Here is a 13833-nt window from a genome sequence, read left to right on the forward strand (position 1 = left end):
ACCGGGGGAAACATGACGATCGCGACAGGCTCGGACGAGCAGAGCTATTTTCCACGTTGGAAGCTCAAGACCTCGGGCGTGATCATGCCGGAGGAGCGGCTGTCCTGGGGCCAGACCATCGTCTCGGGTCTTCAACATTGCGTCGCGATGTCCGGCGCGACGATCATCGCTCCGCTGCTGATGGGGTTCGATCCCAACGTTGCAGTTCTGTTCTCCGGCGTCGGCACACTGATCTTCTTCGTCGTCGTTGCCGGGCGCGTGCCGAGCTATCTCGGCTCGAGCTTCGCCTTCATCGCCGTCGTCATCGCCGCCACCGGCTATGCCGGGCAGGGGCCGAATCCGAACCTGTCGGTTGCCCTCGGTGGCATCGTCGGCGCCGGGGTGCTGTATGGCCTGATTTCGCTGGTCGTGATGTGGTCCGGCGTCGGCTGGATCGAGCGGCTGCTGCCGCCGGCCGTCACCGGCGCTGTCGTCGCCGCGATCGGCCTCAATCTCGCGCCGGTGGCGGTCAAGGCGGTGAGTGCCAATGCGTTCGACACGGGAATCGGGCTCGCCATCGTCTTGATCATCGGCGTGTTGGCCGTTGCAGCCCCGGGCCTGTGGCGCCGACTGCCGATCATCCTCGGCGCGGTCGGCGGATATCTGCTGTACCTGCTGTTCGCGAACGGCCTCGGCTTCGGCAAGCCGATCGACTTCACGCAGCTGTCGGCCGCGCCGTGGTTTGGGCTGCCGAACTTCACGGCGCCGAGCTTCCATGCCGATGCGATCTTCCTCATCGCGCCGGTTGCGGTCATTCTCGTTGCCGAGAACCTCGGGCACATCAAGGCCGTCGGCGCCATGACGGGCCGAAACCTCGATGCCTATCTCGGTCGTGCCCTGTTCGCGGACAGTCTCGCGACCATCGTAGCGGCGTGCGGCGGCGGCACCGGCGTCACCACCTATGCCGAGAACATCGGCGTGATGGCCGCGACCAGGGTCTATTCGACCCTGCTGTTTGCGTTCGCGGCCTTGGTGTCGATCCTGCTCGGCTTCTCGCCGAAATTCGGCGCACTCATCTTGTCCATCCCGGGTCCCGTCATCGGGGGGCTTTCGATCGTGTTGTTCGGGCTGATCGCGGCGATGGCCGGACGAATCTGGGTCGAGAACAAGGTCGACTTTGCCAATCCTGCGAACCTCATCACGGTCGCGGTAGCGCTGACGGCAGGTGCCGGCGATCTCACGCTCAAATTCGGCGCGTTCACGATCGGCGGCATCGGCACCGCGACTTTTGGCGCGATCATCCTCTATCAGATCCTGACCTCGCCGCTCGCGCAGCGAGCCGACTAAAGCGCGATGGCATTAGGTTCGATAGCCTGAATTTTTGAGGTAGTTGGCGCATTCCTCTGAGGTAAAGGCATCGAGTGCGTGGCCGATTGCAGCGCAGAGGGAGTCAACGGTTCGCGCGGCAGCTTTGCGGACCAAGTGCTTAAGCTTGGCAAAGACTTGTTCGATGGGGTTCAGGTCTGGCGAGTATTTTGGCAGGAAGAAGAGTTTGGCGCCGACCGAACGGATGAGCTGGCGAACCGCTTTGCTCCTGTGGCTACCGAGATTATCCAAGACGACGATGTCACCGGGCTGAAGGGTCGGCAGGAGGACCTTCTCGACATAGGTGCGGAAGCTCACGCCATCGATCGGCCCCTCGATGAACCATGGCGCATCGATCCGGTCATGGCGCAGGGCCGCCAGGAAGGTCATGGTCTTCCAGCGGCCGTGGGGAACCTTGGCGTGAAGTCTGTGCCCGCGCGGCGCCCATCCTCGCAAGGGGGCCATATCGGTCCGGGTCCAGGTCTCGTCGATGAAGACCAGCCGTTCAGCTTCGACGCGACTTTGATACTTTGCCCACTGGGCTCGCCGCCGCGCGACGTCGGGACGATCGCGTTCGCCAGCCGCCACGCTTTTTTTTGAAGCTGAGCTTCTCGGCATGTACGAAGTCCCATACCGAGTGATAATCGACTTTCAGGCCGCGCCCGGCGAGCTCAGCAACGAGACCGCGGATGGTGAAATCGCCGTCCTTGATCCGCTGCGACAGCCAGACCGCGTGCTCACCCGAAATTGCCTTCGGCTTGTAGCCGCCGATCTGGCTAGGCTCGACACTGCCGGTCTCATCAACCCGCTTCATCCAGCCGATGGCCGTGCTGATTGCCACCCCAAACTGCTTGGCGGCCTGATTGCGGGACATCCCGCCCTCGATCGCGGCCACAACACGTTTGCGAAGATCAAGAGAGTACGGCTTGCCCATCCATGCTGGCCTCCGTCCAGCCAGCATGGTGAATCAGAAACCGACTGATTTGGGAATCCCAAATCGATTCAGTCTAAACCCATCCCGCTTTAGATTCCTGCATCTGCAAGGAATGGAACAAAAGACCGGTTCCATCCATGATGGTGCATCCCGGAGAGAACACATGTCGCAAACCGAACGCTCGACCTCGTTTCCCTCGCGCCTCGTCGGCCAATACGCGCTGGTGACCGGCGCCTCGCAAGGCATCGGCCGCGCCGTCGCCATCCGGCTGGCGCAGGAAGGCGCAACCGTCGCCATCAACTATTTCGATCACGCCGGCAATGCCGAGGAGACCCTTGCCCTTGCACGAATTGCATCGAGCGATCGCGGCCACGGCAAGCTCGACCATATCGTCGTCAAGGCCGATATCGGCAATGAGCAGGACATCGCCGCGATGTTCGAGACCGTGCTGGCGCGCTTCAAGCGCCTCGATTGTCTCGTCAACAATGCCGGCTTCCAGCGGGAATCGCCGAGCGAGGCACTCGACGTCGAAACCTATCGCCGCATCATCGACGTCAATCTCAACGGCGCCGTGCTGTGCGCGCAGAAGGCGCTGGCGCACTTCGTCGCGCGCGGTGGAGGCGGCAGCATCATCAACTGCTCCAGCGTCCATCAGACCATCCCGAAACCCGGCTATCTCGCCTATTCCATCAGCAAGAGCGGTATGGCCGGTCTCACCCGCACGCTGGCGCTCGAATTCGCGCTGCACCGCATCCGCGTCAATGCGGTCGGTCCCGGCGCGATCGACACGCCGATCAACGCGGCCTGGACCGGCGATCCCGAAAAGCGCGGCGTCGTCACCAGCCACATTCCGCTCGGCCGCGTCGGCACGCCCGAAGAGATCGCCGCCGTGTTCGCCTTCCTCGCCTCCGACGATGCCAGCTACATCACCGGTCAGACCATCTACGCCTGCGGAGGCATGACGCTGTTTCCGGAGTTTCGCGAGAACTGGGCGAGCTGAACTCGGGCCGCCACGCGGCATCTGGCAGAATCCGCCGGCGCAGACTACATCATGCGCCATGACAAGTTCTCCGCTGGCAAATTCCCCGCTCCAGGATTTCGTCGGCCGGCACGAACATCTGTTCGTGCTGACCGGCGCCGGCTGCAGCACCAATTCAGGCATTCCCGACTATCGCGACAGCCAGGGCAATTGGAAGCGGACCCAGCCGGTCAATTTCCAGGCCTTCATGTCCGACGAGCCTACGCGCCGGCGCTATTGGGCGCGCAGCCTGATCGGCTGGCGGCGGTTCGGCCAGGCGAAGCCGAACGATGCGCATCGTGCGCTGGCCCGGCTCGAGGCGAATGGGCGATGCGGGATGCTGCTGACGCAGAATGTCGACCGGCTGCATCAGTCGGCCGGCCACCGGCAGGTGATCGACCTGCACGGCCGGCTCGATCTGGTCCGCTGCATGGGCTGCGGTCGCAAGACGCCTCGCGACCAGTTTCAGCACGCTCTTGGCCGCGCCAATGCGGCATGGCTGACGCTCGATGCCGCAGATGCACCTGATGGCGACGCCGATCTCGAGCACGAGGATTTTTCCTCCTTCGAGGTACCTCCTTGCGAAGCCTGCGGCGGCATCCTCAAGCCCGACGTCGTGTTCTTCGGCGAGAACGTGCCGCGCGAGGTGGTGGCCACGGCACAGGATCATCTGGCGCAGGCCGATGCCATGCTGATCGTCGGCTCGTCATTGATGGTCTATTCCGGATATCGCTTCGTGCAGGCCGCCGCGAAACGGCAGATTCCGATCGCCGCCGTCAATCTCGGCCGTACCCGCGCCGACGATCTCCTGACGCTGAAGGTCGAGGAGCGCTGCGAAGCGGCGCTTGCATTCCTGCTCTGATCGCTCAGGCGCGAACACGCCTTGCCTATTGCATAGGTGCCGCGCAAAATAGCCGGGCACAGCGCCGCCGGCATGCCTCATGGCACAGGAATTGCTGCGCTTTTTGGACCCAGTCTTGACGACCAGCACGGAGAAATTGGAATGCTTGAGGGAGCCGAGGTGCGGCTTGCCGTCGATATCGGTGGCACGTTCACCGACATCGTGCTGGACGTGGGACAAGATCGAAAAACCCGCAAGGTGCTGACGACGCCGCAGCGCCCCGAGCAGGCGGTGCTGGACGGCATGCGGCTCATTCTTGCCGATGCGCGCGCCCATATCAGCGATATCGACGTCTTCATCCACGGCACGACGCTCGCGACCAACGCCATCATCGAGCGGCGCGGCGCCAAGACGGCGCTGATCGCGACCGAAGGCTTTCGCGACGTGCTCGATATCGGCACCGAGAGCCGCTACGACCAGTACGATCTCAGCATCGACAAGCCGAAGCCGCTGGCCCCGCGCAGCCTCCGCTTCACCGTGCCGGAGCGTATCGACGCCCATGGCGCCGTCCGCCTCCCGCTCGACGAGACGGCAGTGCGCGCGCTCGCGCCGAAATTGCGTGAACTCGGCGTCGAGAGCGTCGCGATCGCCTTCCTGCACTCCTACGCCAATCCCGAGCACGAGCGGCGCGCGGCGGCGATCATCGTGGAAGAGATGCCCGGCATCTCGGTGACTGTGTCGTCGGCGGTGTGTCCCGAGATCCGCGAATATGAGCGCACCTCCACGGCCGTTGCGAACGCCTATGTGCAACCCCTGATCGACGGTTATCTCGCCCGCATGGCCGATGCCCTGCAGGTCGAGCAGTTTCGCGGCGCGATCTATCTGGTCACGTCGGGCGGCGGCGTCACCTCGATCGAGACCGCGCGGCGCTTTCCGGTGCGTCTCGTCGAATCCGGTCCTGCGGGCGGCGCGATCTTCGCGGCGCAGATCGCGGCGCGGCTCGGGGAGAGCAGGGTGCTCTCCTTCGACATGGGCGGCACCACGGCGAAGATCTGCCTGATCGAGAAGTACCAGCCCGAGACCTCACGCGTGTTCGAGGTCGATCGCGCCGCGCGCTTCCTCAAGGGCTCCGGCCTGCCGGTGCGCATCCCCGTGATCGAGATGGTCGAGATCGGCGCCGGCGGCGGCTCGATCGCCCATGTCGACGCGATGAAGCGCGTCACCGTCGGCCCGGAGAGCGCCTCGTCGGAGCCGGGGCCGGCCTGCTATGGCCGCGGCGGTCAGCGTCCGGCGGTGACGGATGCCGACGTTGCGCTCGGCATGATCGACCCTGACGCCTTTGCGGCCGGCACGATCAAGCTCGATCCGGAGCTGTCGAAACAGGCGCTGCTGCGCGATGTCGGTGCGGCGCTGGGCCTGTCGGCGGAAACCGCGGCCTATGCCGTGCACGAGGTCGTCTGCGAGAACATGGCGAGCGCGGCGCGCGTGCATGCGGTCGAGCGCGGCGCCGTGGTCGGCCAGCACACGCTGATCGCCTTTGGCGGCGCCGCGCCGCTGCATGCGGCGCGTGTCGCCGAGAAGATCGGCGTCTCCCGAGTGATCGTGCCGTCGAATGCCGGCGTCGGCTCGGCGGTCGGCTTTCTGGCGGCGCCGATCGCCTATGAGTTGGTGCGCAGCCGGCACGTCCGCCTCGATGATTTCGACACCGAGGCGGTCTCCGATCTCTTGCAGGAGATGGCAACAGAAGCGCGTGCGCTGGTCGAGCCGGGAGCGTCCGGCGCGCCGGTGCGCGAGCGCCGCGCGGCCTTCATGCGCTATGTCGGCCAGGGCCACGAGATCACCGTCGAGCTGCCGAACAGGCCGCTGACCTCCGCCGATCTCGCCTCCCTGCGTCAGCAGTTCGAGACCGACTATTCAGCGATGTTCGAGCGGCCGATCCCGGGCGCGGCGATCGAGGTGTTGAGCTGGTCGGTGCTCGCGACCACGGAGGCGCGCAATCCGCCTGCCGTTGCGGCGGTGGCGCGCAAGGCCGCGGCCAAGGCGTCCGGCAGCCGAAAATTCTTCGACGGCCGGGCCGGAGAAGTGATCGAGATCCCGCTCTATCGCCGCGAGGACATGGCGCCGGGGGCGACCATCGCGGGCCCCGCCGTGATCGCGGAAGACGAGACCTCGACCTTCGTCTCCACCAGTTTCGACGCGCATATCGACGGTGCGGGCAGCATCGTCATGGAACGAAAGGCGGCCTGATCATGAGCAAGGCAAATGGCGCGAGCCTGATCGATCTTCAGATCATGTGGCACCGGCTGATCGCCGTGGTCGAGGAGCAGGCGCAGGTGCTCTTGCGCACGGCCTTCAGCCCGATCGTGCGCGAATGCGGCGACCTCTCGGCCGGCGTGTTCGACCTGAAGGGGCGGATGCTGGCGCAGGCGGTGACCGGCACGCCCGGCCACGTCAACTCGATGGCGGAATCGGTCAAGCACTTCATCGCTCACTTCCCGATCGAGACGATGAAGCAGGGCGATGCCTACATCACCAACGATCCCTGGATGGGGACCGGTCATCTCAACGATTTCGTCGTCACCACGCCCTGCTTCAAGGACGGCAAGGTCGTCGCGCTGTTCTCCTGCACCAGCCATCTCATGGACATCGGCGGCATCGGCTTCGGGCCCGACGCCACCGACGTGTTCATGGAGGGGCTCTACATCCCCATGTTGAAGCTGATCGATCAGGGCGTCGTCAACGAGACGCTGATGGCGATGATCCGCACCAACACGCGCCTGCCGATCGATACCGAGGGCGATACCTATTCGCTCGCCGGCTGCAACGACGTCGGCTGCGAGCGCCTGGTCGAGATGATGACGGAGTTCGGCATCGACACGCTCGACGAGCTCGGCGATTACATCTGCGAGCGCTCGCGCGAGGCCGTGCTGGCCGAGATCGCAAAACTGCCGAAGGGCAGCTGGCGCAACACCATGGTGGTCGACGGCTATGATGCGCCGGTGACGCTGGCGGCGACGCTGACGATCTCGGACACGGGCATCCACGTCGATTTCGACGGCACATCCGCGGCCTCGAAGTTCGGCATCAACGTGCCGCTGTCCTACACCACCGCCTACACCGTGTTCGGCCTCGGCTGTGTCGTCGCCTCGCAGATCCCGAACAATGCCGGCTCGCTCTCGCCGCTGACCGTCTCGGCGCCGGCTGGTGCCATCCTCAATGCCCCGAAGCCGGCGCCCGTGGCGTCGCGTCACGTCATCGGCCAGATGCTGCCTGACGTCGTGTTCGGCTGCCTGCGTCAGATCATTCCCGAGCGCGTGCCCGCTGAAGGCACATCCTGCCTGTGGAATCTCAACGTGCGCGGCCAGACCCGAAGCGGCGCCGGCGGCAATTACGGGTTCTCGATGGCGGTCACCTCCAATGGGGGCACCGGCGCGCGCTTCGGCAAGGACGGGCTGTCGGCGACCGCTTACCCAAGCGGCGTGCGCGGCACGCCGGTGGAGATCGCGGAAACGCAGACGCCGCTGATCTTCTGGCGCAAGGAGCTGCGTCCGGATTCCGGTGGGGCAGGGCGCACCCGCGGCGGCCTCGGCCAGATCATCGAGGTCGGCAGCGGCGTCGATGCGCCGTTCGACATTCTCGCCGCGTTCGATCGCATCGATCATCCGCCGCGCGGGCGCGACGGCGGCCGGAACGGCGAGGCCGGCTATGTCGGTCTCAAGTCCGGCAAGAAACTGCGCGGCAAAGGCTTTCAGCAGGTGCCGCCGGACGATCGGCTAGTCGTCATGACGCCAGGCGGTGCCGGCATCGGCGACCCCAGGGAACGCGATCGCGCGGCCGTCAACGACGACGTCGCGAGCGGTCTCGTGTCTTCGGAGAACGCCGTCAAGGTTTATGGGTACGCGCGTTGATGCATCAACGCGCTTGGTAAACGGAGGGGAGCAATGATCACGCGACGGAACTTCACTGCGGGCGCAGCAACGCTGCTCGCTGCCGGCCACATCTCGACCCGCGCCCGTGCGGCGACGGCGAGTTGGGACATGTCGACGGTCTGGCCCGACGGCAATTTCCACACTCAGAATGCGATGGCCTTCGCCGAGGAGGTGAAGAAGCAGAGTGGCGGTGCGGTGGCCATCACCGTGAAGGCTGGCGGTCAGCTCGGCTTCAAGGGGCCCGAGCACTTGCGCGCCGTGCGCGACGGCCTCGTGCCGCTCGCCGACGTCCTCAACATCCAGCAGGTCGGCGACGAGCCCTTCATGGGCGTCGAGAGCATCCCCTTCCTCTGCGGCTCCGTGGAAGAGCTCAAGGTGCTGCACAAATATGTGCGGCCCGAATACGAGAAGATCGCCGCGCGCAACAACCAGAAGATCCTCTACATCGTGCCGTGGCCGACGCAATATCTGCATCTGAAGTCGAAGGTCGCCGACGTCGAGGGCCTCAAGAACATCAAGATCCGCGTGCCCGACAAGAACGCGGTCGAGATGCTCAACGCCATCGGCATGGCGGCGGTGATGATCCCCTGGGGCGAAACCATCCCCGCGCTCGCCTCCGGCGCCGTGGCCGGCGTCTCCACCTCGTCGGTGTCGGGCGTCGACGGCAAGTTCTGGGAGTTCCTGAAATACGTCTACCCGACCAACCACGTCTGGTCGTCGCAGATGCTCACCGTCAATCTCGATTCCTGGAAGGCACTCTCCGCAGATCAGCAGAAGCTGGTTGCGGATATCGCAGCGAAGATGGAGCCGGGCTTCTGGGCCAATTCGCTCAAGGCCGACGTCGACAGCCTCAACCGCCTCAAGGAAGGCGGCATGGAGGTGGTGCCGGTCTCGGACGCGATGATGGCGGATATCCGGGCCAAGACCGCGCCGCAGCTGGATGCCTTCCTCAAGCGTGTGCCGGCGGCGGACAAGCCGGTGCGGGCCTATCTCGCCGAAATGAAGCGCGGCTGAGGGCGAGGCGTGGTGAGCGTTACGCCCGAAGCACCTTCAAGCCTCAACGCAGCGGCGCCCGCGCCGCTGCGCATCGTCCTCGACGGCATCGATCGCCTCGGCCGGCTCGACGGCTGGATCGGCGGCTTCTGTCTCTTGATGCTGGCTCTGTTGATGCTGTGCGAGGTCGCAACCCGCTTCCTGTCGAACTTCCTGCCGTTCTTCCCGCCGACCATCTCGATCGCGTGGGAATACTCGTCCTATCTGATGGCGGCGTCCTTCACCTTCGGCGCCGCCATGACGCTGCGCGTCGGCGGCCACATCCGCGTCGTGCTGCTCCTGAAGAACGCGCCAGTGCTGGTGCAGCGCGCGCTGGAAATCCTCTCGGCGGCGGCCGGCTTCGCCTTCATGGCGTTCTTGACCTCGGCCATGGCGAAGTTCGCCTGGAGCGCCTTCGTCCGCGGCCAGGTCTCGACCTCGAGCGACACGCCGCTGTGGTTTCCGCAAGCGATCGTCACCTTCGGCATGCTGCTGCTGACGCTGCAGTTCCTGGCGCGCGCGATCCAGGCCGCGCTCGGCCTGCCGCTGGAGGATCATCGCATGAAGGCCTCGCCCGTCGAATGACCGCCTTGCCCGCATCGAGATTCGAGTTCGCATGACCATCGAAGTCGTCGCCCTGTTCGCGATCCTGTTTGCGCTGCTGGCCTGCGGCGTCTGGATCGGCCTCACGCTTGCGCTCACCGCGACGCTGCTGCTCGCGATGTTCCGCTCGATTCCGCTCGACAAGCTGCTGCCGCAATACGCCTGGAACATTCTCACTACGCAGGAGCTGCTGGCGCTGCCGCTCTTCATCCTGATGGGCGAGCTGTTGTTTCGAACCCGCCTGTCGCGCTCGCTGTTTCAGGGGCTCGCGCCGTGGGCCGGACTGCTGCCCGGGCGCCTGCTGCATGTCAACGTGATCGGCTGCACCATCTTCGCGGCGATCTCGGGCTCGTCGGCGGCGACCACGCAGGTCATCGGCCGCATGTCGCTGAACGAGCTGTTGCGCCGCGGCTATTCGCGCGACATTGCGATCGGCTCGCTCGCCGGCGCCGGCACGCTCGGCTTCCTGATCCCGCCGTCGAACATCATGATCATCTACGGCGTGCTCGGCGACGTCTCGATCCTGAAGCTGTTCACGGCGGGCGTGCTGCCCGGGCTTCTGCTGGCCGCGACCTTCATGGCCTGGGTGATGCTGCATACGAGCCTCAAGCCCGCCATGGTGCCGGAGACGGAAGCCAAGCTTTCGCAGGTGCCGTGGGGCGAACGTTTCGCCGCGCTGAAGGACCTCGCGCCGGCGCTGTTTCTGATCGCCTGCGTGCTCGGATCGATGTATGGCGGGCTCGCGACGCCGTCCGAGGCCGCTGCCGTCGGCGTGCTCGGCGCGGCTCTGGTTGCCTGGGCGCAGGGCGCTATGTCGCAACAGGTGATCCGCGACGTGCTGATCGGCTCGGTCGTCACCTGCTCGATGATCGCGCTGATCGTGCTCGGCGCTTCCATCCTCGGCAATGCCGCGGCGTTCCTCGGCATCCCGCAGGCGGTGGCCGCGTTCGTCAAGGGCCTCGGCCTGTCGCCGTTCATGCTGATCGTGGCGCTGATCGTCTTCTATCTCGTGCTCGGCTGCTTCCTCGACGGCTTCTCGATGATCGTGATGACGCTACCGATCGTGCTGCCGATCGTGAAGGGCGCCGGCTTCGACGAGGTCTGGTTCGGCGTCTTCCTCGTGCTCGCCGTGGAAATGGCGCAGATTACGCCGCCCGTCGGCTTCAACCTGTTCGTCATCCAGGGCCTCACCGAAGACGGCCTCGGCTACATCGCACGCGTCACGATGCCTTATCTGATGATCATGATCGGTTTCGTGCTACTGCTGACGGTGTGGCCGGGCATCGTCACGATCCTGCCGCGAGTGCTGTACGGGTAAATTGGTCGAGAGCGGGTGCCGGCAAGCCGCCGGCCTGAGACCGTCGGCTCTATGGCTTGACTCGTGGATGGCTTGCCTGAGCGTCTCCGAGCGCGGTCTCGAGGTCATCACCCCGGAGCTGATGCAGGATTAGGTGTTGCACGCAATCGCTACGAAGGACACCGTGAAAACCATCCGCGCAGGGAAGGCCGGGTTGACCCGGCGTCACCTGTCGTCCACCCCGTGCGCGCTTCTTTTCGCACACGCGGGACTTCGGGTGCCAGCCGGCGCCCGGCCTTCCCTGCGCCCTTGCTTCAGATAAGGGCGGAAAAGGATAGCAAAGCTCGGGCGAACGACGCCGCGAGGATAAGCATGATCGAAAGCAAAAACGGTCAGCGCCGCTGCCGTTTCAAGTCGCCCTGCATCAAAGTCGCCTTCAGTGCGCATTCCGTGTTTGCACGTCCTGTGATCCGTCGTACACTGTCACGGCAAGCAGAAGTACAATAGCAACCACTCCGGTGAATGTGGCTCCTCGGCGCGATGCGCCGAGAGAGGGGACGTCTGTTGACGATTCGGTCCGATGGAGGACGATCGACGCTCACTGAACTGCAAGTAACCCCTCGCGGCGGCGTTCACGAGACGCAATCAACAAACACAAGAGCGGGAGGAAGTGCAAATGAGGAAACAGTGGCTCAGCTCGGCCTTGCCTGTCGTTGTCGTTGCGACATTTGCAGCGACGGCGGCATTGGCGCAGTCCGTGGATACGGCCCGTATCGAGGCCGCCGGCCAGAACGATTGGCTCACCTATCACGGTTCGTACAAATCCTATCATTACAGCCCGATTGCGCAGATCAATGCGAGCAATGTCGGCAATCTGGGCGTGGCGTGGATGCACATTCCCGGACGCTCGACGCGCGGGCTGCAGTCGATGCCGCTCGTAGCCGACGGTGTGCTGTACTATTCGGGCTCTTACAGCCGCGTGTTCGCGCTGAACGGCGCGACCGGCGAGGTCATTTGGTCGTTTTTTCCGGAGCTGGATGAAGCGCTGATCAGCCGGCAGACCCATTCTCCTTACAACCGCGGCGTCGCTCTCGGCGAAGGCAAGGTCTTCGTCGGCACGATGGATGGCCGTGTCTTCGGGCTGGACGCCAAGACAGGAAAGGTTCTCTGGGAGTCCAGGCTGATCGACTCGCAGAAGCTGACGGTCGGCTTCACCGGCGCGCCGCTTTACGCGAAGGGCAGCGTGATCATCGGCGCGCAAGGCGGCGAATGGCCGGGCCGCGGCCCGATCTTCGCGCTCGATGCCGCGACCGGGAAGAAGAAGTGGGAGTTCCTCACGGTCGCAGGCACCGACGAGGCCATGAAGACCTGGGGCAACGATTCCTGGCGCACCGGCGGTGGCGGCGGCTGGATGCCGGGCACCTACGATTCCGAGACCAACACCATCCTGTGGGGCACTGCGAACCCGGCACCGCTCTACGATTGGTCGGGCGCAGACTACAAGACGCAGGGCGCGCGTCCCGGCGACAATCTCTACACGAGCTCGGTGATCGGACTCGACATCGACACCGGCAAGCTGAAATTCTACCATCAGGAACTGCCGCACGATGCCTGGGACTTCGACAGCGCCGTCGGCGAATTCGTAATGCTCGAGCGTGACGGCCAGAAATACGTGGTCCACCCGAACAAGGGCGGCTTCATCTTCGTCTACGACCGCAATCTCAAAGTGAAGAACGTCTGGCGGTTGGTCGAGAACATCAACTTCGTCAAGGATATCGATCCCAAGACCGGCGCGCTGATCGGCCGTCGCGATTTCCCGGTCGGCAAGGTCACCGAACCACCGCTGTGTCCGTTCATCGGCGGCGGCATCAGCTGGAACGCCGGCTCGTACAACCCCAAGACCGGTCTCTATTACAAGATCGGACAGGAATGGTGCATGACGCTGGATATCCAGAAGACGACACCGGTCACCACGCCGCAGGCCCAGCTCAACATCGGTGCCGATTTCAAGATGGTGCCTCCTCCGGGTGGCGAGATCTACGGACATCTCGACGCGCGCGATCCGATCACGGGCGCGAAGAAATGGGAGGTTCGCTATCCCGAGCCTCCGCTCGGAAGCGTGCTGTCGACCGCGGGCAACCTCGTCTTCGTGCCTGATTCCCGCGGCGTGCTGCACGCCTATGATGCCGAAACCGGCGCCGAGCTGTGGAAGCACAACAACGGCACCGGCCACCAGGGCGGCATCGTCAGCTACTCCGTCGGCGGCAAGCAATATATCGCGGTGACGGCGGGCTTCGGCGGGATGCTGGCAGACGAATATGGGCCGAACTTCGGCGGCGTCTACAAGAGCATGCCGCGTGACGACGGCGCCTTGGTCGTCTTCAGCCTGAAATAGTCTGCCGCAGATGTTCGGATCGAGGAGCGGGCGCAAGCCCACTCCTCGATCGATGTCGCGGCCGTGCGTGGATCAGGAATGGAGCGTAGCTGTTGAGACTGCCTTGCAGAACGATTCCGGCGGGGCTGGGCGCCTCGTTGCTGTGGGTTGCGATGGCCCAGGCACAATCCGCCACGCCCGTGCCGGAGCACGCGGCGTTCGAGGTCGAGCAGGTGTTCGCGGGGACTTGCGGCTTCTGTCACTCCGACGGTGGCCGGGCAGCCGGCAAAGGGCCGCAACTGATGAATTCGCCGCGCGACGACGACTTCATTCGCGATCGCATCAAGCACGGCAAGCAAGGGGCGATGCCGGCCTTCGACGGCGCCTTCACCGATGCCCAGATCGACCAGATCGTCAAATACATCCGCGCCCTGAAACCGCGCGACGGCTGACTCGCAGAG

General features: G+C 64.7%; 11 protein-coding genes. 10 read left to right on the plus strand and 1 reads right to left on the minus strand.

Annotation, left to right across the window (positions count from 1 at the left end):
• Positions 1–12: 12 nt before the first annotated feature.
• Positions 13–1326, plus strand: a complete 1314-nt coding sequence (locus N2604_RS09075; protein ID WP_260374400.1) for a uracil-xanthine permease family protein — start codon at positions 13–15, stop codon at positions 1324–1326.
• Positions 1327–1338: 12 nt separating this feature from the next.
• Here the strand turns inward: N2604_RS09075 and N2604_RS09080 are convergent.
• A protein-coding gene (locus N2604_RS09080; protein ID WP_409241691.1) for an IS630 family transposase occupies positions 1339–2278 on the minus strand; the annotation gives its coding sequence in 2 pieces (ribosomal slippage) (positions 1339–1941 and positions 1943–2278; 939 coding nt in all).
• A 163-nt stretch (positions 2279–2441) separates the two neighbouring features.
• On the opposite strand from N2604_RS09080, the gene N2604_RS09085 reads away from it, so the two are divergent.
• From N2604_RS09085 to N2604_RS09125, 9 genes are all read left to right on the plus strand, one after another.
• On the plus strand, positions 2442–3278 hold the full coding sequence (locus N2604_RS09085) for an SDR family oxidoreductase (RefSeq protein WP_260374402.1): 837 nt from the start codon (positions 2442–2444) through the stop codon (positions 3276–3278).
• Between the two features lie 58 nt (positions 3279–3336).
• A complete protein-coding gene (locus N2604_RS09090; protein ID WP_260374403.1) occupies positions 3337–4158 on the plus strand; it encodes an NAD-dependent protein deacetylase in 822 nt (273 codons plus the stop codon).
• Positions 4159–4299: 141 nt separating this feature from the next.
• Positions 4300–6384, plus strand: a complete 2085-nt coding sequence (locus tag N2604_RS09095) for a hydantoinase/oxoprolinase family protein (protein ID WP_260374404.1) — start codon at positions 4300–4302, stop codon at positions 6382–6384.
• 2 nt (positions 6385–6386) lie between these two features.
• On the plus strand, positions 6387–8045 hold the full coding sequence (locus N2604_RS09100) for a hydantoinase B/oxoprolinase family protein (protein ID WP_260374405.1): 1659 nt from the start codon (positions 6387–6389) through the stop codon (positions 8043–8045).
• Between the two features lie 33 nt (positions 8046–8078).
• Entirely contained in the window at positions 8079–9080 is a 1002-nt protein-coding gene (locus N2604_RS09105) for a TRAP transporter substrate-binding protein (RefSeq protein WP_260374406.1), read from the plus strand.
• 9 nt (positions 9081–9089) lie between these two features.
• Positions 9090–9683, plus strand: a complete 594-nt coding sequence (locus N2604_RS09110; RefSeq protein ID WP_260374407.1) for a TRAP transporter small permease subunit — start codon at positions 9090–9092, stop codon at positions 9681–9683.
• Positions 9684–9714: 31 nt separating this feature from the next.
• A complete protein-coding gene (locus N2604_RS09115) occupies positions 9715–11019 on the plus strand; it encodes a TRAP transporter large permease (protein ID WP_260374408.1) in 1305 nt (434 codons plus the stop codon).
• A 655-nt stretch (positions 11020–11674) separates the two neighbouring features.
• Positions 11675–13393, plus strand: a complete 1719-nt coding sequence (locus tag N2604_RS09120) for a PQQ-binding-like beta-propeller repeat protein (protein ID WP_260374409.1) — start codon at positions 11675–11677, stop codon at positions 13391–13393.
• A gap of 152 nt (positions 13394–13545) precedes the next feature.
• Positions 13546–13824, plus strand: a complete 279-nt coding sequence (locus N2604_RS09125; protein ID WP_260374410.1) for a cytochrome c — start codon at positions 13546–13548, stop codon at positions 13822–13824.
• Positions 13825–13833: the final 9 nt, after the last annotated feature.

The sequence above is a fragment of the Bradyrhizobium sp. CB1015 genome, assembly GCF_025200925.1.
GTDB lineage: Bacteria > Pseudomonadota > Alphaproteobacteria > Rhizobiales > Xanthobacteraceae > Bradyrhizobium.

Bases quoted from the DNA above. Each gene is read 5' to 3' on its own strand.
- N2604_RS09100 (WP_260374405.1), top strand. From the start codon at position 6,387: ATGAGCAAGGCAAATGGCGCGAGCCTGATCGATCTTCAGATCATGTGG.
- N2604_RS09085 (WP_260374402.1), top strand. From the start codon at position 2,442: ATGTCGCAAACCGAACGCTCGACCTCGTTTCCCTCGCGCCTCGTCGGC.
- N2604_RS09105 (WP_260374406.1), top strand. From the start codon at position 8,079: ATGATCACGCGACGGAACTTCACTGCGGGCGCAGCAACGCTGCTCGCT.
- N2604_RS09095 (WP_260374404.1), top strand. From the start codon at position 4,300: ATGCTTGAGGGAGCCGAGGTGCGGCTTGCCGTCGATATCGGTGGCACG.
- N2604_RS09120 (WP_260374409.1), top strand. From the start codon at position 11,675: ATGAGGAAACAGTGGCTCAGCTCGGCCTTGCCTGTCGTTGTCGTTGCG.
- N2604_RS09115 (WP_260374408.1), top strand. From the start codon at position 9,715: ATGACCATCGAAGTCGTCGCCCTGTTCGCGATCCTGTTTGCGCTGCTG.
- N2604_RS09125 (WP_260374410.1), top strand. From the start codon at position 13,546: ATGGCCCAGGCACAATCCGCCACGCCCGTGCCGGAGCACGCGGCGTTC.
- N2604_RS09075 (WP_260374400.1), top strand. From the start codon at position 13: ATGACGATCGCGACAGGCTCGGACGAGCAGAGCTATTTTCCACGTTGG.
- N2604_RS09090 (WP_260374403.1), top strand. From the start codon at position 3,337: ATGACAAGTTCTCCGCTGGCAAATTCCCCGCTCCAGGATTTCGTCGGC.